This is a genomic window from Cellulomonas chengniuliangii, from assembly GCF_024508335.1.
Classification (GTDB): domain Bacteria; phylum Actinomycetota; class Actinomycetes; order Actinomycetales; family Cellulomonadaceae; genus Cellulomonas_A; species Cellulomonas_A chengniuliangii.
Map to the genome: position 1 here is coordinate 2,335,627 of NZ_CP101988.1, position 20,756 is coordinate 2,356,382.

Annotated in this window: 15 protein-coding genes and 1 tRNA gene; 9 read left to right on the top strand and 7 right to left on the bottom strand. The window is 74.0% G+C overall.

The genetic code is table 11. The features are described from left to right. Positions 1-241: 241 nt before the first annotated feature. Positions 242-2,863 carry an aminopeptidase N gene (pepN, locus tag NP064_RS10795; protein WP_227569644.1) on the top strand — a complete coding sequence of 874 codons (2,622 nt, stop codon included), beginning with the start codon at positions 242-244 and terminating at the stop codon, positions 2,861-2,863. 94 nt (positions 2,864-2,957) lie between these two features. Here pepN and malQ read toward each other — a convergent pair whose 3' ends face one another. After that, on the bottom strand, positions 2,958-5,135 hold the full coding sequence (gene malQ, locus NP064_RS10800) for a 4-alpha-glucanotransferase (RefSeq protein WP_372456372.1): 2,178 nt from the start codon (positions 5,133-5,135) through the stop codon (positions 2,958-2,960). Positions 5,136-5,292: 157 nt separating this feature from the next. On the opposite strand from malQ, the gene NP064_RS10805 reads away from it, so the two are divergent. Next, on the top strand, positions 5,293-7,596 hold the full coding sequence (locus NP064_RS10805) for a prolyl oligopeptidase family serine peptidase (RefSeq protein WP_227569642.1): 2,304 nt from the start codon (positions 5,293-5,295) through the stop codon (positions 7,594-7,596). Next, positions 7,593-8,711 carry a mechanosensitive ion channel family protein gene (locus NP064_RS16660; RefSeq protein ID WP_284439667.1) on the top strand — a complete coding sequence of 373 codons (1,119 nt, stop codon included), beginning with the start codon at positions 7,593-7,595 and terminating at the stop codon, positions 8,709-8,711. The genes NP064_RS10805 and NP064_RS16660 overlap by 4 nt, the downstream gene beginning before the upstream one ends. Here NP064_RS16660 and NP064_RS10815 read toward each other — a convergent pair. Continuing rightward, positions 8,708-8,938, bottom strand: a complete 231-nt coding sequence (locus tag NP064_RS10815) for a PTS sugar transporter subunit IIB (RefSeq protein WP_227569641.1) — start codon at positions 8,936-8,938, stop codon at positions 8,708-8,710. The two genes, NP064_RS16660 and NP064_RS10815, sit on opposite strands and share 4 nt — an antisense overlap. A 122-nt stretch (positions 8,939-9,060) precedes the next feature. Between NP064_RS10815 and ptsP the strand changes: the two genes are divergently transcribed. The 5 genes from ptsP to NP064_RS10840 all read left to right on the top strand — a co-directional run bounded on the left by ptsP (position 9,061) and on the right by NP064_RS10840 (position 14,332). Then, positions 9,061-10,752 carry a phosphoenolpyruvate--protein phosphotransferase gene (ptsP, locus tag NP064_RS10820; protein WP_227569640.1) on the top strand — a complete coding sequence of 564 codons (1,692 nt, stop codon included), beginning with the start codon at positions 9,061-9,063 and terminating at the stop codon, positions 10,750-10,752. A 94-nt stretch (positions 10,753-10,846) separates the two neighbouring features. Further along, complete coding sequence (locus tag NP064_RS10825) at positions 10,847-11,260, top strand: globin (protein ID WP_227569639.1); 414 nt, start codon at positions 10,847-10,849, stop codon at positions 11,258-11,260. Between the two features lie 42 nt (positions 11,261-11,302). After that, positions 11,303-12,211, top strand: coding sequence for an acyl-CoA thioesterase (locus tag NP064_RS10830; RefSeq protein ID WP_227569638.1), 909 nt, complete (start codon positions 11,303-11,305; stop codon positions 12,209-12,211). A gap of 52 nt (positions 12,212-12,263) precedes the next feature. Next, positions 12,264-12,656, top strand: coding sequence for a VOC family protein (locus tag NP064_RS10835; RefSeq protein WP_227569637.1), 393 nt, complete (start codon positions 12,264-12,266; stop codon positions 12,654-12,656). 62 nt (positions 12,657-12,718) lie between these two features. Next, positions 12,719-14,332 (top strand): SDR family oxidoreductase, encoded by a 1,614-nt coding sequence (locus NP064_RS10840; protein ID WP_227569636.1) that lies wholly within the window; start codon positions 12,719-12,721, stop codon positions 14,330-14,332. Between the two features lie 3 nt (positions 14,333-14,335). Here NP064_RS10840 and NP064_RS10845 read toward each other — a convergent pair whose 3' ends face one another. From NP064_RS10845 to NP064_RS10865, 5 genes are all read right to left on the bottom strand, one after another. After that, the gene (locus NP064_RS10845; RefSeq protein WP_227569635.1) at positions 14,336-14,824 is read right to left on the bottom strand and encodes an acyl-CoA thioesterase; all 489 of its coding nucleotides are present in this window, start codon (positions 14,822-14,824) and stop codon (positions 14,336-14,338) included. A gap of 7 nt (positions 14,825-14,831) precedes the next feature. Next, positions 14,832-16,514, bottom strand: coding sequence for an energy-dependent translational throttle protein EttA (gene ettA, locus NP064_RS10850; protein ID WP_227569634.1), 1,683 nt, complete (start codon positions 16,512-16,514; stop codon positions 14,832-14,834). A gap of 112 nt (positions 16,515-16,626) precedes the next feature. Continuing rightward, a complete protein-coding gene (locus NP064_RS10855; protein ID WP_227569633.1) occupies positions 16,627-17,151 on the bottom strand; it encodes a single-stranded DNA-binding protein in 525 nt (174 codons plus the stop codon). Between the two features lie 165 nt (positions 17,152-17,316). Continuing rightward, the gene (locus NP064_RS10860; protein ID WP_227569632.1) at positions 17,317-18,867 is read right to left on the bottom strand and encodes a GTPase; all 1,551 of its coding nucleotides are present in this window, start codon (positions 18,865-18,867) and stop codon (positions 17,317-17,319) included. Beyond that, positions 18,864-20,552, bottom strand: a complete 1,689-nt coding sequence (locus NP064_RS10865) for a GTPase (RefSeq protein ID WP_227569631.1) — start codon at positions 20,550-20,552, stop codon at positions 18,864-18,866. Before NP064_RS10865 ends, NP064_RS10860 begins: the two co-directional genes overlap by 4 nt. A 119-nt stretch (positions 20,553-20,671) precedes the next feature. Here NP064_RS10865 and NP064_RS10870 point away from each other — a divergent pair. Beyond that, positions 20,672-20,744 (top strand) — tRNA-Arg (locus NP064_RS10870). The last annotated feature ends 12 nt before the right edge of the window (positions 20,745-20,756 follow it).

Sequence of the window (20,756 nt, forward strand, 5' to 3'; positions counted from 1 at the left end):
GTCGAGCACCGCGGCAGCGACGGTGTGCACGCCTCCGTCGCCGCTGGCGAATGGCGGATCGCGCAGCCTCGACGAGCGCGGCTTCGGCGAAGGACTCCTCGCTCCCATGCGCGATCACGGCCAGCACCCTAGGCCCCCGTAGTGGGGCAATCCGCTCCTGGCATGAGCCGTCGGCTGTGGCGCCGTGGAATGATCGGATCCGGCCAAGAGCCCGACCCACCCCCGTCGAAGGAGACCCCGCGTGCCTGCTGAGAACCTCACCCGTGACGAGGCCCGCGCACGCGCGGCCGTCGTGTCCGTCGAGTCGTACGACATCGACCTCGATCTCACGACCGGGCCCGAGACGTTCGCCTCACGCACTGCGATCCGGTTCTCGGCGACGCCGGGCGCCAGCACGTTCGTCGACCTGATCGCCCCCCGTGTGCGGGAGGTCGTGCTCAACGGCCAGAGCCTGGACCCGGCCGAGGTGTTCGCCGACTCCCGGATCCAGCTCGACGGCCTCGAGGCCCAGAACGAGCTGGTGGTCCTCGCGGACGCCGCGTACATGAACACCGGCGAGGGCCTGCACCGCTTCGTCGACCCGGTGGACGACGAGGTGTACCTGTACTCGCAGTTCGAGGTGGCGGACTCCCGCCGGGTGTTCGCCGTGTTCGAGCAGCCCGACCTCAAGGCCGCGTTCACGTTCCGGGTGACGGCGCCCGCGCACTGGGTGGTCGTGTCGAACTCCCCCGCAGTCGGCGAGCCCGTGCCCGTCGAGGGTGGGCGCAACCTCAACGGCGGCCGCGACCAGGGCACGGCCACGTGGACCTTCGAGACGACGCCGCGGATCTCCAGCTACATCACCGCCGTGGTCGCCGGGCCGTACCACTCCGAGCACGGCGAGCTCACGAGCAGCGACGGGCGGGTCATCCCGCTCGGGGTCTACTGCCGGTCCTCCCTGGCGCCGCACCTGGACACCGAGAACATCCTGGACGTCACGCGCAAGGGCTTCGCCTTCTACGAGCAGGCCTTCGACGTGCCGTACCCGTTCGCGAAGTACGACCAGCTCTTCGTTCCCGAGTTCAACGCCGGGGCGATGGAGAACGCCGGGGCAGTCACGTTCCTGGAGAACTACGTCTTCCGGTCCAAGGTGCCCGAGGCCACCGTCGAGCGCCGCGCGGTGACGATCCTGCACGAGCTGGCGCACATGTGGTTCGGCGACCTCGTCACGATGCGCTGGTGGGACGACCTGTGGCTGAACGAGTCGTTCGCCGAGTTCGCGTCGACGCTGGCGGCCGCCGAGGCGACCCAGTGGACCAGCTCGTGGACGACGTTCTCCTCGCTCGAGAAGAACTGGGCCTACCGCCAGGACCAGCTGCCCTCGACCCACCCGATCGTCGCCGACATGCGCGACCTCCAGGACGTCGAGGTGAACTTCGACGGCATCACGTACGCCAAGGGCGCCAGCGTGCTCAAGCAGCTCGTCGCGTGGGTGGGCCGCGAGGAGTTCTTCGCCGGCGTGCGCGCCTACTTCGCGAAGCACTCCTGGGGCAACACGGAGCTGCGCGACCTGCTCACCGAGCTCGAGGCCACCAGCGGCCGCGACCTGAGCGCGTGGTCCACCCTGTGGCTCGAGCAGTCCGGCGTGACGCTGCTGCGCCCCGAGATCACCACGGAGACCGCCGCGGACGGCTCCGAGGTCATCACCTCGTTCGCCGTGCTCCAGGAGGTCCCGGCCGAGCACCCCGTCCAGCGCCCGCACCGCCTGGGCATCGGCGGGTACGACGTCGTGACCGACGAGAAGGGGAACAGCCGCCTCGAGCGCACGCAGCACATCGTGCTCGACGTCGACGGCCCCCGCACCGAGGTCCCCGAGCTCGTCGGGGCGCGGCGCCCCGACCTGGTGCTGGTCAACGACGGCGACCTCGCGTACGCGAAGGTCCGGCTCGACGACGCGTCGTTCGCGACGGCGGTGGCGCACCTGGGCGGCTTCTCCGACTCGCTGCCGCGCACCCTGGTGTGGACGGCCGCCTGGGACGCGACTCGCGACGGCGAGACGCCGGCCCGCGACTTCGTGGACCTGGTGCTGCGCAATATCGCCCAGGAGACGGACTCCTCGGTGGTCCAGGTGCTGCTGCGGCAGCTGAGCACGGCCGTGGACCTCTACGTGGCGCCCGAGCACCGCGAGGCCACCGATGTGGCGGTCGGCGACCGGCTGCTCGAGCTCGCCGAGACGGCGGCCGCCGGGTCCGACACCCAGCTGCAGCTGGTCAAGGCGTTCGCGGGCCGGGCGAGCACCGCCGCCCAGCTCGACGCGGTGGCGGCCCTGCTCGACGGCTCGCGGACCCTGGAAGGGCTGAGCATCGACACTGACCTGCGGTGGGAGCTGCTGACATCGCTCGTCACGGGCGCTCGTGCGGGACGCGCCGAGATCGACGCCCAGCTCGCGGCCGACCCGACCGCCACCGGGCAGCGCGCCGCCGCCGCCGCCCGCGCGGCGATCCCCACGCCCGAGGCCAAGGCGGCCGCCTGGGCGGCCGTGGTCGAGGGCGACGAGCTGCCCAACGCGGTGCAGACGGCCACGATCAACGGGTTCGGGCGGGTGCACAACCTGGGCCTGCTGCTCCCCTACGTCCAGCCGTACTTCGCGGCGATCGAGGGCGTCTGGGAGTCGCGCACCAACGAGATGGCGCAGAACGTCGTCGTCGGGCTCTACCCCACCGACCTGGCCGGCGACCCGCGCGTCGACGTGCTGGCCACCACGGACACGTGGCTCGCCGAGCACCCGGACGTCCCCGCAGCGCTCCGCCGGCTCGTGGTCGAGGCCCGGGACGGCGTGCGCCGCGCGCTCGCGGCCCAGGCGGCGGACCGCAGCAGGGCCTGACGTGGGGCCCGGCGCCGCCTGACGCGGCGCCGGGCCGCCTCCACGGGCCGATGCGGACGTGGCGGCAGTGTGACGCGGGAGGGCGGTCGGCGCCTCAGTCCTCGTCGGCGCCCGGGTGAAGAGCCCGGTTGAGGGCTGTGACCAGCGAGCGCAGCCGGGCATGGTCGAAGAGGTCCTCGACGAAGACGAGCTGGCCGGCGCCGTCCGCGAGCGGGACTTTCCAGTTCGGGTACTCGCGGTCCGTGCCGGGCTGGTTCTGGGTGCGGCGCTCGCCGACGGCGTCCGCCAGCGACACCCCGATCAGCACCGCGGGCGTCTGGGCGATGAGCTGGTGCAGCGCCTCGACGACCTCGCGCTCCGACGGGTCGGAGTCCACCAGGTCGCGCTCGCGCAAGGTCGCGAGCATCGCCTCGCGCTCGGCACGGGAGGCCTGGCGCACCACGGCCACCGGCTCGTCGAGCAGGCCGAGCCGGTCGCGCAGGGCGACGTGCTCGTCCGCCAGGTACCCGGCGGTCGGGGGCAGGTCGTGCGTGGTCACGGTGGCGAGGGCCAGGCGACGGTAGTGCTCCGGGGCGAGCGGCTTGTCGTCGTGCCCCTTCTCGAACCACAGGATCGACGTGCCGAGCACGCCGCGCTCGGTCAGGTAGTCGCGCACCCACGGCTCGAACACGCCCAGGTCCTCGCCGATCACCACCGCGCCCGCGCGATGCGCCTCGAGCGCCAGGATGCCGATCAGCGCCTCGTGGTCGTAACGGACGTACGCGCCCTGGGACGGCTCGGCTCCCGCGGGGATCCACCACAGCCGGAACAGCCCGATGATGTGGTCGATGCGGATGGCGCCCGCGTGCCGCAGCACGGAGCGCAGCATGTCCCGGTAGGGCCGGTAGGCCGCCCGGGCCAGTCCCTCGGGCAGCCACGGGGGCTGCGACCAGTTCTGGCCCTTCTGGTTGTACATGTCGGGTGGCGCCCCGACGGTGGCCCCCTGCGCGAGCACCGAGGCGAGCGCCCAGGCGTCGGCGCCGTCGGCGTGGGCCCCCACGGCCAGGTCGTGCATGATCCCGACCGTCATGCCGCCCTCGAGCGCCGCCCGCTGGGCCGCGCCGAGCTGCTGGTCGGCGACCCACTGCAGCCAGACGTAGAAGTCGACACGGTCCTGGAGCTCGACGCGCGCCTGGGCCACCAGCTCGGACGAGGCGTCCCGCGCGGCCGGGGGCCACTCGCGTCCCGCGTAGCGCTCGGCGAGGGCGCACCACAGCGCGAAGTCCTCGAGCCCTTGCCCCTCGAGCTCGCGGTACTCGTCCAGCTCGGCCTGCCGGGCGGCCGAGCGTGGCGCCGCGTAGACCACCTCGAGGGCGGACTTCTTGGCGGTCCACGCGGTGTCGCGGTCGATGGGCCCGGGGTCGGCGCCCAAGGCCAGGGCGGGCTCGGCGGCCCACTCGACGAGGGCGCGGTCCGCGGCGGAGAGGTACGCCGTCTCGCGGACGTCCTCGACGCGGATGTAGAGCGGGTTGACGAACCGCCGGGTCGAGGGCAGGTACGGCGAGGGCGTCATCGGCTCGACCGGCTCGGCCGCGTGCAGCGGGTTCACCAGCAGGAAGTCGGCTCCGCAGGTGCGGGCCGAGAGCCAGGCGAGGTCGCCCAGGTCGGCCAGGTCCCCGATGCCCCACGACGCGCGCGACCGCACCGAGTACAGCTGTGCCATGAACCCCCACGCGCGCCCATCGCGCAACGGCTCCGGCAGCTCGAGACGGCCGGGGGTGACGACCACCGCGCACCGAGCGTCGGCGCTCGGGCCGCTCGCGTGCAGCTCGTGCCAGCCCAGGGGCAGGTCGGTGGGCAGGGTGAACGTCGCGCGCCCGATCAAGGTGCCGTCGACGGTGCGCGGCGGCACGGGCACGTCGGCCTGCGTGACCTCCAGGCGGCCGCCGCCGGACTCCGGGTCCAGCTCGAGCCAGGCCTCGACGGGGTCGCCGTGCCTCACGTGCACCGGCACGTGGGTGTGGCGGCCCTGCCGCAGCACCACCACGGGCGGGAGCGTCCGACGCCAGGGCATGTCCTCGACGTGGGCGATCGCGAGCGCGATCCGCTCGGGTGACGACGCGTCCACGCCCAGGGATCCCAGCACCGCGACGAGCGTGGCGGCGGAGACCTGGTGCAGCGTCCCGTCGAAGCCCCAGTAGTCGGGCACGACCCCGTAGGCGGCGCCGAGGCGCAGCAGCGACTCGTCTGGGGCCTCGGTCGCATCGGTCACGCGTCGATCCTGCCAGAGCATCACGATTCTGCACGTGAGCAGGGCGGGAACATTCCCGGATGATTCTGGCGAGGCGGCCTGCGCGGCTTCCCGGGAGCCACGACGCCACGCGGGGCGCCCGCCCTCGGCGCATGGCCCGGGACGCGGGCCCGCCAGCGCCGAGTCGTAGGCTCCCGTCATGAAGCCCGCGCACGCCACGTCTGCCCCCTCGAGCCTCGCCTACCCCCCAGCCCGCCGCGAGGACCGCGTGGAGGACCTGCACGGCCGCCGTGTCGCCGACCCGTACCGCTGGCTCGAGGACCCCGACGCCGCGGAGACCTCCGCCTGGTCGGCTGCGCAGGACGAGCTGTATGCCGCCTACCGCGAGCGCGTCACGGCACAAGCGGGCAGTTCGCCGGTGTGGTCGTCCGACGCGCTCGCCGGGCGGCTCCAGGAGCTGCTGGGCGCGGGCTTCGTGGGCGCCCCCGCCTGGCGCGGCGACCGTCGCTTCTTCATGCGGCGCGAGGGCGCCCAGGAGCACGCCGTGGTGGTGGTCGCCGAGCCAGACCCGTCGGCGCCAGGGCGGGAGCGCGAGCGGGTGCTGATCGACCCCGTCGCGCTGGACCCCGCCGGGACCACCACGCTCGACGCGTGGCAGCCCAGCAAGGAGGGCGACCTGATGGCGTTCCAGGTCTCGTCTGGGGGCACCGAGGAGAGCGTGCTGCGCATCCTCGACGTCGCGACGGGCGAGATCGTGGACGGCCCGATCGACCGCGCGCGCTACTCCCCCGTGGCCTGGGTCCCGGGCGGCGAGCACCTGTTCTACGTGCGCCGGCTGCCCGCCGAGCAGGTGCCGGAGGACGAGCGGCAGTACCACCGCAGGGTCTGGCTGCACCGCGTTGGCGCCGACCCCAGCGAGGACGTGGAGGTCTTCGGCGGCGGGCTCGACATGACCAACTACTACGGGGTCACGCTCACCCGCGACGGGCGCTGGCTCATCATCTCGGCGTCGGCCGGCACCGCGCCGCGCACCGACGTGTGGATCGCCGACCTCGCCGCCGACGGCCGCGACCCCCGCGGCGCCGAGGCGCTCGCCGACCCGCGCCTGGTCGAGGTGGCCGTGGGCCTCGACGCGGACACCCACGCCTGGGTCGGCCGGGACGGCCGCCTGTACCTCCACACCGACCTCGACGCGCCGCGCGGCCGTCTCGCGGTGGCCGACCCGTCGTGCCCCGGGGTCCCGCACTGGCGCACGCTGGTCGCCGAGGACCCGGTCGCGGTGCTCGAGGGCGTGGCGCTCGTGGACGCGGGCGACGCGGCGGGGCCCGACGGGACGCGGCCCGAGCAGCTGCTCGTCAGCCGGCGGCGGCACACCGTCAGCGAGGTGACCGTGCACGACCCGCACACCGGCGCCCAGCTCGACGGCCCGGCCGGGGTCGTCCCCCTGCCCGGGCTCGGGTCGGTGAACGGCCTGGTCACCCGCCCCGAGGGCGGCCGCGAGGTCTGGTACTCCTACACGGACCACACCACCGTCCCCACCATCCACCTGCTCGACACGGCCACTGGCGCCCAGTCGGTGTGGGCCGCCCCGCCTGGACCCGTCGTGGAGGCGCCCGCCGTGCGGGTCCACCAGCTCGAGGCCACCAGCAAGGACGGCACGACCGTCCGCGCGATGGTCGTCGCCCGGGCCGACGCGCTCGACGCCGACGGCCGTCCCACCGCGGAGCGTCCGACGATCCTCTACGGGTACGGCGGCTTCCAGATCTCGCTGGACCCCGCGTACTCCGCGACCACGCTGGCGTGGGTCGAGGCCGGCGGGGTCTACGTCGTCGCCCAGCTGCGTGGCGGCGGCGAGGAGGGCGAGGAATGGCACCGCGCCGGCCGCCGGGGCGCGAAGCAGAACGTGTTCGACGACTTCCACGCCATCGCCGAGCGGCTGGTCGCGGACGGCTGGACCACCCCGCGGCAGCTCGCGTGCTGGGGCGGGTCCAACGGCGGCCTGCTCGTGGGAGCAGCCCTGACGCAGCGCCCCGACCTGTTCGGCGCGGTGGTCTGCTCCGCCCCGCTCCTGGACATGGTCCGCTACCAGCGGTTCGGCCTGGGGACCTCGTGGACCGACGAGTACGGCGACGCCGACGTGCCGCGCGAGCTCGACTGGCTGCTCGGGTACTCGCCGTACCACCGGGTCGCGGACGGCGTCGAGTACCCGGCAACTCTGTTCACCGTCTTCGAGGGCGACACCCGCGTGGACCCGCTGCACGCGCGCAAGCTGGCCGCGGCCCTACAGGCGGCGACGAGCGGAGACCCGCACGAGCGTCCCGTGCTGGTGCGCCGGGAGACCGGGGTGGGCCACGGCGGCCGAGCGCTCTCGCGCACCGTCGCGCTCACCGTCGAGCAGCTCCAGTTCGTGGCGGACCACACCGGGCTCGCGCCCGCCGGAACACCCCAGGAGGCAGGGAGCGCCGGCGACGCCGGGCACGCCGGGGACCAGGTGGTCGCATGAGGGCGATCGCCTCCGTCATGACGGCGTCCCCCACGCCGTCGCCGTCGGGCCCGTCGGCCGAGCCGAGCCCCTCCGCCATCACCGAGCAGGTGGGCGAGGTGGGCGACGCCGTCGGCGACTTCGTCACCTGGTTCACGGGCGCGCCGCTGCGCATCCTCGTCATCCTGCTCGCGGGCAGCATCGCGCTCATGGTGCTGCGGCGGCTCATCGGCTCCGTCTCGGAGCACCTCGCTGAGGGGACGCCGTTCTACCAGCGCGGCATGCTGCGCCCGCTCGGCCAGACGGAGATGGGCGCCGTGCTGCAGCGGGCGAACCCGCTGGCCACCGCCCGGCGGGCACAGCGGTCACGGACCATCGGGTCGGTGCTCCACTCGGCCGCGACGATCACCGTCGGGTCGATCATGCTGCTGCTGGTGCTCGACCAGCTCAACGTGAACCTGGGGCCGTTCCTCGCCTCGCTGGGCGTGGTGGGCGTCGCTGTGGGCATCGGCGCCCAGAGCGTCGTGAAGGACTTCCTGGCGGGGATCTTCATCCTGCTCGAAGACCAGTACGGCGTCGGCGACGTCGTCGACCTGGGGCCGGCCACCGGGACCATCGAGGCGGTGGCACTCCGGGTGACCAAGCTCCGCGACGCGGACGGCACCCTCTGGTACGTGCCGAACGGCACCCTGACCCGGGTGGGCAACCACACCCAGGAGTGGGCTCGTGCCGTGGTCGAGGTCAAGGTCGACTACTTCGCTGACATCTCCCGCGTCCAGACCCTGCTCGGGGAGGCGGCGGCGAAGGTCGCCGCGGACCCAGTCGTGGGCTCCTACCTGCGCGATCAGCCCTTGGTCACGGGCCTGGAGGACTTGAGCGCGGAGGCCGTGACCCTCCAGGTGGCCGTCAAGACCAGCCCGGCGATGCAGTGGGAGGTCGCCCGCCAGCTCCGGTGGGAGGTCCGCCACACCCTCGAGGAGGCGGGCATCCCCCTGGGCGGTCAGCGCGACCTCCTCGCCCAGCACCAGGGAGAGTCGGCGAGCGCGTCGCCGACTCCCCCTGGTGGCCGCGTGGACGCGGGCCCGGCGGACGGGCCGTCCGGGCCGAGCGCTGGCTCCGGGAGGCCGGAGGCCTAGCGCAGCGCGTCGAGCTCGACAGCCAGGTGGTCGGCCTCCGGGCCGACGATCACCTGGATGACGCGTCCCGAGCGCACCACTCCGAAGGCCCCGGACTCCTTGAGGGCAGCCTCGTCGACATGCTGGGGGTCGGTGACCTCCACGCGCAGGCGCGTGATGCAGGGTTCGAGGTCGACCACGTTGGCCACGCCGCCGAGGGCCGCGAGGATCTGCTCTGCCTTGCTCATCGATCTCCTTCTTGGTCGCACTGGGGGCGCGCGCACCTCATTCCAGGGTAGACCGCGCGGCGCCGAGTGGCGCGAACGCTCTCCGCAGGTGAACACTCGGCACGAACGAGGAGGTTGGCCCAGTGAGCACAGCACGACCCACCGTGGTCCACGGCATCGGTGTGAGCCCCGGACGCGCGGTGGCCCCGTGCGTGCTGCTGCCCGAGCCGGTGGGCGAGCCGCCGTCGGGCCGCCGCCTCGCCCCCGGCGACGACCATGCCGCCGCGGCCGAGCAGATCTCCCGTGCCGCCCTCCGCGTCCAGTCGATGCTCGAGGAAGCCGCCGACCGCGCGCAGGGCGAGAGCGAGGAGCTGCTGCGAGCCACCGCGACGATCGCCGCCGACCCGTCGCTCGTCGCGGACGCGGAGCACCGGGTGCTCGCCGACCACCTGGTGCCGGAGCGGGCCGTGTGGGAGGCCGCCGAGGCGGTCTCCGCGCAGTTCGAGGCGTTGGGCGGCTACTTCGCCGAGCGCACGCGTGACATCGCGGACGTCCGCGACCGGCTCGTGGCCGAGCTGACCGGCCGCCCCGCCCCTGGCGTCCCGGAGCACGCGGAGCCCTTCGTCCTGGTGGCGCCGGACCTCGCCCCCGCGTTGACCGCGACGCTCGACCCGGCGCGCGTCGTGGGCATCGTCACAGGCGCCGGTGGGCCCACGTCGCACACGGCGATCCTCGCGCGGGCCCTGGGCATCCCCGCGGTCGTGGCCGCGCGCGGCATCACCGAGCAGCTCGCCGAGGGCGACCTCGTGCTGGTCGACGGCTCGCACGGCACCGCGACGGTGCACCCCGACGAGGCGCAGGTCGCCGCGACGCGGGCCGCATCCGCCCAGGCCCGCACATTCGACGGAGAGGGCCGCACCGCCGACGGCCACCGCGTCGAGCTGCTCGCCAACGTGGGCGACCCCCGCGACGCCGCCGTCGCAGCGGCCGCCGGCGCGGAAGGGGTCGGCCTGCTGCGCACCGAGTTCGGGTTCCTCGACCGGGACGAGGCGCCCTCCGTGGCGGAGCAGGTGGCCGCCTACCGCCAGGTGCTCGCCGCGTTCCCCGGTCGCAAGGTCGTCATCCGCACGCTCGACGCCGGCGCGGACAAGCCCATGCCGTTCCTCACCAGCGACACCGAGGCCAACCCGGCGCTCGGCGTCCGCGGCCTGCGCACCGCCCAGGACCACCCCGAGGTGCTCGAGGACCAGCTCACGGCCATCGCGGAGGCCGCCGCCGCGGAGTCCTCCCGCGTGTGGGTGATGGCGCCGATGGTGGCGACCGTCGACGAGAGCGAGGACTTCGTCGCGCGGTGCGCGCGCCACGGCCTCGACGTGGCCGGCGTCATGGTCGAGGTGCCCAGCGCGGCACTGCTCGCCGGGCGGATCCTCGCCAGCGCCAAGTTCGCGAGCATCGGCACCAACGACCTCACCCAGTACACGATGGCAGCCGACCGGCTGCTGGGCGCGGTCGCGGAGCTCTCCGACACGTGGCAGCCCGCCGTGCTCCAGCTCGTCGCCGCGACCTGCGCGGGCGGCGCCCAGCAGGACCGGCCGGTGGGGGTCTGCGGGGAGGCGGCCGCGTCTCCCGCCCTCGCGGTGGTGCTGGTCGGCCTCGGCGTGACCTCGCTGTCCATGACGCCCCGCGCCCTCGCCGACGTCGCCGCCGTGCTGGGGGCCGTCACGGTGGACGACTGCCGTCGTGCCGCGCAGCTCGCTCTCAGCGCCCCCACCGCGGCCGCGGCCCGGGACCGGGTGCGCTCGGCTCTCCCCGTGCTCGACGAGCTGGGGCTGTAGGCGGCTGCCGCCCTCACACCGCGAGGCACGGTGTGTCCGAGGCCACCACCCGGTGTCGCGCCCACCTGTGCGGGACCGATGCGAGACTGTGCGGGTGACCTCCAGCGCGCCCGACTCCGCTGCCCACCGCGCCGACTCGTTCTACGCGGTGGTGGGCGGCCGCGAGACGTTCGAGCGGCTCGTCACCGAGTTCTACCGTGGCGTGGCCCAGGACCCCGTCCTGACGGCCATGTACCCCGAGGAGGACCTGGGACCGGCCGCCGAGCGGCTCACGCTGTTCCTCGAGCAGTACTGGGGAGGCCCCACGACGTACTCGGAGAACCGCGGCCATCCCCGACTGCGCATGCGGCACGCCCCGTACAAGGTCAACCCGGATGCGCGTGACCGATGGCTCGCGCACATGCGCGCCGCTGTCGACTCCCTCGGACTGGCGCCGCTGCACCACGCGCAGCTGTGGGACTACCTCGAGCGCGCGGCCCACTCGATGCTCAACACCTTCGACGACTGACCCGCACCCACCCGTCCCCGAGCCACAGCAGGTAGCCGCACGATGACCTCCCAGCCCGTCCCCGCCGGCAACGCCGACCCCCAGGACGCCGTCCGCCACGTCCTCGCGATACTCGACCTCGAGGCCGCCCCGGACGACGAGAACCTCTTCCGGGGCGCGAGCGTCCCGCACCCCAACGGCCGGGTCTTCGGCGGCCAGGTCCTCGCGCAGGCTCTGCTCGCCGCCGGCCGCACCGTCTCCGACGGCCGCCTCCCGCACTCGCTGCACGGGTACTTCCTCCGCGCGGGCGATGTGCGGCAGGACATCGACTTCACCGTGGAGCGGCTGCGCGACGGCCGCTCGTTCACCGCGCGGCGCACGCACGCGCTGCAGGGCGGCGCCCCGATCCTGTCGATGATCGCCTCCTTCCAGGAGTCCCAGCCCGGCTTCGAGTACGCAGACCCGATGCCCGCGGCGCCCGACCCCGAGAGCCTGGCCTCAGCCGGAGACACCCTGCGCGAGGTGAACCACCCCCTGGCCGAGTTCTGGGCGACCGAGACCCCGTTCGACGTGCGCCACGTCGAACAGCCCATCTACCTGCGGCCCGACGCCTCCGGCGCCGGGGACCAGCTCGTGTGGATGCGCGCGCGGGGCCCTGTCCCCGACGACCAGCTGCTGCACCGGGCGCTGCTCGCCTACGCGTGCGACCAGGTCATGCTCGAGCCCGTGCTGCGGCGGTCCGGCGAGAGCTGGGCATCCCCCGGGCTGTCGATCGCGAGCCTCGACCACGCGATGTGGTGGCACCGCGACGTGCGCGTCGACGAGTGGCTGCTGTACGCCCAGTCCACCCCGAGCGGGCAGGGCGGCCGCGGCCTGGGCGCCGCGCGGATCTACTCCCAGGACGGCTCCCTCGTCGCCACCACGGCACAGGAGGGCATGGTGCGGGTCCCCCAGCCCTCTTCGGGCCGCTAGCGCCTCGACGTGCGGGACGGCCGCTCGGCGGACAGGACTGGGAGACGGTGGCGTGGCGGGACTGCATCATGTCGAGGTCTGGGTCGCGGATGGTGACGAGGCGCGGGCCGAGTGGGGCTGGCTCCTCCGGCGGCTGGGGCTCACCCTGGAGAGCGAGTGGCCCGGAGGCCAGTCGTGGGGCGCCGGCGGCGCGTATCTCACGTTGACGACGTCGCCGAATCTCACGAGCTCGGCGCATGATCGTCGGAGGCCGGGCATGAATCACCTCGCGTTCAAGGGCGGCGCCGCCGATCGGGTCGACGCGATCATGGCGGACGCGCACGAGCACGGTTGGCGCCCGCTCTATCAGGAGCGTTATCCGCATGCGGGCGGCCCCCAGCACTACGCCGGGTGGCTGGAGAGTTCCGCGGGCTTCAAGGTGGAGATCGTCGCGGACGAGTCGTGACCGCGGGCCGCGCCGCCCTCGGGTCGAGGTGCGCTGCCCGCCCGCGCGGCTGAGACTGCCGTATGGCCGAGACCTCTCACGCCGACGTCCTGTCGGCCCCTGTCGCCGACACCCTCCCGGGCCTCGTCCCCGGCGTGGGCCCCGACGGCCGTCCCCGACCGGACGCGCCGCTGGTCGCGGTGACCGGCGTCACCGGGTACGTCGGCGGCAGGCTGGTCCCCGAGCTGCTCGCCGCCGGGTACCGGGTCCGGGCCCTGGCACGGCACCCCGAGCGCCTGCGCGGGCGCCCGTGGTTCGACGACGTGGACGTCGTCACGGCGGACGCGTCCGACCCCGACCAGCTCCGCGACGCGCTGCGCGACGTGGACATCGCCTACTACCTCATCCACTCGCTGGGCAGCGGGCGGCAGTTCGAGCAGCGCGACCGGCGCACCGCACTGGTCTTCGCGCAGTCGGCCCGCGAGGCGTCGGTGCGCCGCCTCGTCTACCTGGGCGGCCTGTACCCCGAGGGCCAGGAGCTCTCCCCGCACCTGGCCTCCCGCACCGAGGTCGGGGAGATCCTCCTCGCGTCGGGGGTCCCCACCACGGTTCTCCGCGCCGCCGTGATCCTCGGCTCCGGCTCGGCGTCCTTCGAGATGATGCGCTACCTCACCGAGCGGCTGCCCGCCATGACGGTCCCCCGCTGGGTGGACAACCGCATCCAGCCGATCGCGATCCGCGACGTGCTCCGCTACCTGGTGGGCGCCGCCGCGATGCCGCCCGAGGTGAGCCGGGGGTTCGACATCGGCGGCCCCGACGTGCTCACCTACCGCGAGATGATGCAGCGGTACGCCGCCGTCGCCGGGCTCCCCCGGCGCGTCATCGTGGGCGTCGGGGTGCTCACCCCCCGGCTGTCCTCCCTGTGGGTCTCGCTGGTCACCCCGGTGCCGGGCGGGCTGGCCAGGCCGCTGGTCGAGTCGCTGGTGCACGAGGTGGTCTGCGACGAGCACGACATCGCCGAGTGGGTGCCCGACCCTCCCACCGGCCTGATCGGGTTCGACCAGGCGGTGCGCCAGGCTCTGCAACGGATCCATGCGGCCGACGTGGTCACGCGCTGGACCTCGGCCTCGGTGCCCGGGGCGCCCAGCGACCCGCTGCCCAGCGACCCGGACTGGGCCGGCGGCTCGCTGTACGTCGACGAGCGCCGCGTCGAGGTGGACGCCTCCCCCGCAGCCCTGTGGCGGGTCATCGAGGCGGTGGGGGGTGAGCGCGGCTGGTACTCGTGGTCGCTGGCCTGGCGCCTGCGCGGTCTCGCGGACCGCCTGGTCGGGGGCCCCGGGCTGCGCCGGGGACGCCGCGACCCGAGCCGGCTCCTGGTCGACGACGCGGTGGACTTCTGGAGGGTCGAGGAGGTCGTCCCCGGCGAGCTGCTGCGGCTGCGCGCCGAGATGCGCCTGCCAGGGCTGGCGTGGCTCGAGCTGCGGGTCGAGCCAGTCGGCTCCGGCGGGTTCGACGAGCTGCCGACCGCGTTCGCCCAGCGCGCGCTGTTCCACCCTCACGGCCTCGCGGGCCAGCTGTACTGGTGGGCCGTGTACCCGTTCCACGGCATCGTCTTCGGGGGGATGCAGCGCAACATCGCCCGGGCCGCCGAGACGGCCGAGCGCGCGCGCACCGACCGGGCCCCCGCCGCCCGCTGAGCGTCAGCGGCTGCGGCGCAGCACCACGGGCTCCTCCACGAACGGCTCCCAGGCGGCGCGCTCGGCCTGGCCGATCCGGCGCGGGGATCCCGTCGTGGAGTCCACGAGGACCAGGGTGGTGACAGCCCGCGCGTAGGTGACGCCGTCCTGCCCGGCGGGCACGTCGCGCACCTCGTAGCAGATGTCCAGGCTCGCCCCGCCGAGCCTCCCGATCCACAGCACCACGATCACCGGGTGCCGGCGGTACGCGAGTGGGCGGAGGTACTCCACGTGCTGACCGGCCACGAGTGTCGAGGTCTCGGCGCCTGGTCCGGCGTCGATGACCGCGGTGGGCCATCCCGTCACAGCCGATTCCTCGGAGATGACGGGATGGCGCCAGAACACCTCGATGCGCGCCTCTTCGAGAAGCGTCAGCATCGCGACGTTGTTCACATGCCCGTACGCGTCCAGGTCCGACCAGCGCAACGAGACCGGGACGTCGAGACGGGTCATCGGCGGGTCAGTCGCGGGTGAGCTTGCGGTACGTGACCCGGTGCGGGCGCGCCGCGTCGGCGCCGAGCCGCTCGACCTTGTTCTCCTCGTACGAGGCGAAGTTGCCCTCGAACCAGTACCAGTTCGCCGGGTTCTCCTCGGTGCCCTCGTAGGCGAGGATGTGCGTGACCACCCGGTCGAGGAACCACCGGTCGTGGGAGACCACGACGGCGCAGCCCGGGAACTCCAGCAGGGCGTTCTCGAGCGAGCCGAGGGTCTCGACGTCCAGGTCGTTGGTCGGCTCGTCGAGGAGCAGCAGGTTGCCGCCCTCCTTCAGCGTGAGCGCCAGGTTCAACCGGTTGCGCTCGCCACCCGAGAGGACGCCCGCGGGCTTCTGCTGGTCCGGGCCCTTGAACCCGAACGCGGCGACGTACGCGCGCGACGGCATCTCGACATTGCCGACCTTGATGTAGTCGAGCCCGTCGGAGACGACCTCGAACAGGGTCTTCTTGGGGTCGATGCCGCCGCGGGACTGGTCGACGTACGAGACCTTGACGGTCTCGCCGATCTTGAGGTCGCCCCCATCGAGCGGCTCGAGCCCGACGATCGTCTTGAACAGGGTCGTCTTGCCGACGCCGTTCGGGCCGATGACGCCGACGATGCCGTTGCGCGGCAGCGTGAAGCTGAGACCGTCGATGAGCGTGCGCCCGTCGAAGCCCTTGTTGAGGTCCTTGGCCTCGAGGACGATGTTGCCCAGTCGCGGGCCCGGCGGGATCTGGATCTCCTCGAAGTCCAGCTTCCTGGTGCGGTCCGCCTCGGCGGCCATCTCCTCGTAACGGGCCAGTCGCGACTTCGACTTGGTCTGGCGGCCCTTGGCGTTCTGCCGCACCCAGGCGAGCTCCTCCTGGAGCCGCTTGGCGAGCTTCTGGTCCTTCTTGCCCTGGATCTCCAGGCGCGCCTGCTTCTTCTCCAGGTATGTGGAGTAGTTGCCCTCGTACGGGTAGAGGCGGCCGCGGTCGACCTCGCAGATCCACTCGGCGACGTGGTCGAGGAAGTACCGGTCGTGGGTGACGGCCAGGATGGCGCCGGGGTACTGCGAGAGGTGCTGCTCGAGCCAGACCACGCTCTCGGCGTCGAGGTGGTTGGTGGGCTCGTCGAGGAGCAGAAGGTCGGGCTTCTCGAGGAGCAGCTTGCACAGGGCCACGCGGCGGCGCTCGCCACCGGAGAGCACCGAGACGTCGGCGTCGGCGGGCGGGCAGCGCAGCGCGTCCATGGCCTGCTCGAGCTGGGCGTCGAGGTCCCAGGCGTCCGCGGCGTCGATCTCCTCCTGCAGCTGGCCCATCTCGGCGAGCAGCGTGTCGAAGTCGGCGTCGGGCTCGGCCATCAGGGCCGAGATCTCGTTGAACCGGTCGAGCTTGCCCTTGATCTCGGCGACGCCCTCCTCGACGTTGCCGAGGACCGTCTTCTCCTCGTTCAGCGGCGGCTCCTGCTGCAGGATGCCCACCGTGTAGCCGGGCGACAGCCGGGCCTCGCCGTTGGAGGGCTGGTCCAGGCCGGCCATGATCTTGAGGATCGTCGACTTGCCGGCGCCGTTCGGGCCGACGACGCCGATCTTGGCGCCCGGCAGGAAGTTCAGGGTGACGTCGTCGAGGATGACCTTGTCGCCGTGCGCCTTGCGCGCCTTGTACATGGAGTAGATGAACTCAGCCACTGGCTCTTCGTCCGCCTCGGTGCTCGGGGGTGTGGGCCTGGTCCGCCTGGCCGCGTGCTCCGCGGCTCGGCGGCGGACCAGGCCGGTGATGTCCGCGGCCCAGCCTAGGCGATCACCCGACAGAAGCGAGCGCCTCGGACGTGGCCTCATCCGGATCGGGCTCGGCGAGCACCGCCAGCGCCGCCAGCCGTCCCGGCTCGTCGGGAAGCCCCACGAGGTCCGCGTCGACGCCGGCGCCGTCCGCCGATCCCTCCCCCGCGCCGTCCGGGTGCACGGTGCGGGCGAACCGCGCCGTCCCGTACGACAGGTCGGGGCCGATGGCGATCGCGTCGAGGACGAGCGTGGTGCGGGTGCCCTCGGGCGCCGCCCACTCGTCCGTGGAGAGCCGCCCGTGCACCACGACCGGGTCCCCCTTGCGCAGTGACTCGGCGACGTTGCGGGCGGCCCCGCGCCAGCACTTGACCGTGAACCACTCGGTGCGGCCGTCGGTCCAGGCGCCGCGATCGCGGTCGAACACCCGGCGGGTGCTGGCCATGCGGAACGAGGTGAACGGCGTGGCGCCGCCCAGCCCGGGATAGTGCTTCGGCTCGGCGCCCAGCCAGCCGACCAGCGTCAGGGTGAGCTCGTTGGTGCTCATGCGTCCTCCTCGTCGTGGCCGGCGGGAGCCGGCGCGTGAGGACAGCGTCGTGATCGCGCCGGGGGCGTGGAGACGCCCGCCGCGGGGTTGGGGAGCGGGTGGTCGCGTGAGCCGGCTGGGGGTGGACCGACCACGCACCCAGCGGAGCACCGCTCGCCGCAGGCCTCAGGCGGCCGTAGCCCTCCGCACAAGCTCGCGGACCTGGCGGTGCTCGCCCAGCACCTGGGCCGCAGGATCGCGTAGCCCAGCCGCCGCCACGCCCTCGAGCGCGGCGCGGCCGTCCTCGAGCACCCGCTCGGACCGGCGCCGCGCGAGGAGCCGACGGGTCGCCACGGTCCCGACGGCCAGCAGCGCCCCGAGCACAGCCGTCGTGATCGCCACCGGCCACGCCCAGCCGTCGCCCGATCCCAGGGAGACCAGGTCGACGCCGACGGCGATCGAGCCCGTCAGCAACGCCACGACGCCGAGCAGCGCCGAGAGCGCCAGCGCCCAGGTCGCCAGGAGCGGGCGCCGCGCGACCACGGTCACCGAGGCGAGCGCCTCGTCGACGTCGCCACGCAGCCGCTCGGTGGTGGCCACCGCGTCGCGCAGGGCGTCCTGCCACCGGCCTGGGACCATGCGTGCCACGCGCTCCCACCACGCCGACCGGGCGAGCTCGACGGTGTCCGCCTGCACCGCTCCGAACGTCGGCACCCGCGAGGCCCCGCCGCGCACCACGGCGCCCACCGCGTCGGCGATCGCGGGCAGCCCCGCGGCCTCGGCGAGCACGTCCACGACCTCGGTGACGTCGAGCTGCGCGGGGCCGGGCTCGCGGTCGGCCACCTGGCCGGCGAGCAGCACCGCGGCGTCGTTGACCTCGGCGCCCGCGCGTTCGGCGGCGACACTCCGGCGGCTCACCACCGCCGCGAGCCGGTCACGCAGCTCGGGCACGCCCTCGCCGGTCCGGGCGGACGCGGCGCGCACCGGGACGCCGGTGAGCCCGTCCTCGACGAGCAGCCTCGACACGTCGGCGACGAGCTCGTGGCGCATCTCCGGGGGCACCGTGTCGACCTGGTTGAGCACGACCGCCATCGCCCCCTCGTGGCCGACGAGGTGGCGCAGGTAGCCCGAGTGCAGCGCGTCGTCCGCGTACTTCTGCGGGTCCACCACCCACACCAGCAGATCAGCCATGGGCAGCAGGCGGTCGACGACCTCGCGGTGCGCCGGCTCGATCGAGTCGTGGTCGGGGAGGTCGAGCAGCACCAGGCCGCGCAGCGGGGCCTCCGTGTCGCCGTCGAGCAGGCTCTCGCGCTCGATCCGGCGATCGGCCGCGACCCCGAGCCAGTCGAGCAGCGCCTCGCCGCCCGAGCCCCACACGCAGGCGGTGACCTGGGAGGTGGTGGGGCGCTTGACGCCGACGTCCGCGAAGTCGAGCCCGCAGACGGCGTTGAACAACGACGACTTGCCGGAGCCCGTGCCGCCGAGCAACGCCACGATCGTGTGGTCGACTCCGAGCGCGAGGCGCTCGCGCACCCGGTCCACGACGACCTCCACGCGCTGCGCCACCGCCGGGTCCAGGCGGTCGCCACCGACCTCGCGCGCCTCGTCCAGGCACGCCACCCGCTCGGCCAGGGCGCGGGTCTGCTCGCCGTGCAGGTCGTCGCCGGGCTGATCGTCGCCCCGCACGTGGTCGCCCTTCCGCCCGAGGCCCGTCATCGCCGTCTCCGTCCCGGTCATGTCAGCCCCTTCAGCACGGCGAGCCGCAACCTCAGCAACGACGACGCGTCCGCTGCCAGGTCCGGGTCGGCCAGCACCTGCGCGGCCGACTCGCCCTCGAGCCGGGCCTGCTCGGCGGACCTCTCGGCGAGGTCCTCCCGCAGCAGGTCGCAGGCGCGGGCCCCTGGCGCGCCCAGCAGGTCCACCAGCAGGGCGCGCGCCGGCTCGACCCCCACCGCCGCGGCCAGCGCCACAGCGGCCAGGCCGTCCTCCCCCAGCGCGCGCTCGGCCCGCTGGGCTCGGCGGGCCGCGCGGGCGTCGCTCCGGGCGCGACCGGCGGGCACAGACGCCTCCGCGAGCGCGGACCGCGCGGCGTCGGCGCTGCCCGCGGCCCACTGCGCGGCCGACAGCTCCGCTGCGGCGGCGCGCAGCTCGACTCGCCCCTCGGCTGGCCACGCGGCCTCGAGCGATCGGCCACCGGCGGGCGCGTCGGCCCTGGTGAGATGGGTGCGGATCATCCGCTCGGCCTGCGCGCCGGCCGCGGCGAGGTTCGCCGCCGCCGAGCGGGTGACGTCGCGCGTCAGCGGGACGAGAGCCTCGCTGCGCGCGCGGCCGGTCCGCCGTGATCCACGCACCCGGCCGGACGGGCGCACCAGGCCGTCGAGCGGCGCCCCGCCCATCGTGAGCTCGGTCCACCGGGCGCGCGCGGCGCCGTCGGCCACCGCCCCGCCATGCACCCCCGCGCGGGCGCGCTCCTGAGGGCCCTGCACCGCGAGGTCGAGCTCGGCCGCCAGCCCCTCCGCGGCGTCGGCCTGCGCCTGCACAGCGTCCGCGAGCTCGTCGACCCAGGGGCGCAACGCCGCGAGCGATCCGCGCAGCGTGCGGGCGATCACGGTGCGGGCGCGATCGGGCCCCGCGAGCATGGTCAGCCACCGCATGATCGGCGCGACGACCGCTGCCGAGAGCGGGCCCTCGTGCGGCCCGACGTCCGGCACCACGAACAGCGGGGCGCCCTCGAGGCCGTGCGTGCGCAGCCGGTCCAGCAGGTCGCCGCGCACAGTGGGCAGCGACGCCGGGGAGACTCGGTTGAGCACCATGGCGATCGACGCGCCGCGCTCGACCGCGCCTTCCAGCACCTGCCACGGCAGGGCGTCGCCGTAGCGGGCGGCGGTCGTGACGAACAGCCACAGGTCGGCCGCCTCGAGCAGCTGGTGCGCGGACTCGCGGTTCGACTCGAGCACGGAGTCCAGGTCGGGGGCGTCGAGCAGGGCGATGCCGCGCGGGACCTGGTCGTTGGCGACGACCTCGACGGACTCGAGCACCGGGTGCTGCGAGAGCAGGTCGGCGTCGGCGGGGTTGTGGGCCAGCACCGGCCGACGCGTCGTGGGGCGCAGCACCCCCGCCGCGGTGACCTCCGCGCCGAGCAGCGAGTTGACGAGCGTGGACTTGCCCGCGCCCGTCGATCCGGCCACGACCACGATCGCCGGTGCCGAGAGCTCCTCGAGGCGGGGCACCAGGTGCTCGCCGAGCTGGTCCACGAGCCGGCGGCGCGAGGCCCGGGCGGCGTCGACCCCCGGGATCTCGAGCGGGAAGCCGGTGCGCTCGACGTCCCGGCGGAGGTCGCGGACGGCGTCCAGCAGCGACGTCGCGGCGAGCGGACGAGGCAGCACCGCCTCGGCGATGTCGGTTCCCGCTGCTGCTGTCACAGGCCATATCCTCACCCGCGGACCTGTGCAGTCCAAACGCACGCGCCGCCTGGGCGGCCGCGGTTGGCTCTCACATACCCCGAGGGTCTGTCCGGCGCGGCACTACGCTGGTGGACCTGGCCCCCATAGCTCAATGGATAGAGCAACGGCCTTCTAATCCGTAGGTTGCAGGTTCGAGTCCTGCTGGGGGCGCCCACCGGCGCC

Excerpts from the sequence above, each read along its gene's own strand:
- NP064_RS10840 (WP_227569636.1), top strand. The coding sequence starts at position 12,719 with ATGGCCGAGACCTCTCACGCCGACGTCCTGTCGGCCCCTGTCGCCGAC.
- NP064_RS10830 (WP_227569638.1), top strand. The coding sequence starts at position 11,303 with ATGACCTCCCAGCCCGTCCCCGCCGGCAACGCCGACCCCCAGGACGCC.
- NP064_RS16660 (WP_284439667.1), top strand. The coding sequence starts at position 7,593 with ATGAGGGCGATCGCCTCCGTCATGACGGCGTCCCCCACGCCGTCGCCG.
- NP064_RS10845 (WP_227569635.1), bottom strand. The coding sequence starts at position 14,824 with ATGACCCGTCTCGACGTCCCGGTCTCGTTGCGCTGGTCGGACCTGGAC.
- NP064_RS10815 (WP_227569641.1), bottom strand. The coding sequence starts at position 8,938 with ATGAGCAAGGCAGAGCAGATCCTCGCGGCCCTCGGCGGCGTGGCCAAC.
- malQ (WP_372456372.1), bottom strand. The coding sequence starts at position 5,135 with ATGCTCTGGCAGGATCGACGCGTGACCGATGCGACCGAGGCCCCAGAC.
- NP064_RS10860 (WP_227569632.1), bottom strand. The coding sequence starts at position 18,867 with ATGACCGGGACGGAGACGGCGATGACGGGCCTCGGGCGGAAGGGCGAC.
- NP064_RS10805 (WP_227569642.1), top strand. The coding sequence starts at position 5,293 with ATGAAGCCCGCGCACGCCACGTCTGCCCCCTCGAGCCTCGCCTACCCC.
- NP064_RS10855 (WP_227569633.1), bottom strand. The coding sequence starts at position 17,151 with ATGAGCACCAACGAGCTCACCCTGACGCTGGTCGGCTGGCTGGGCGCC.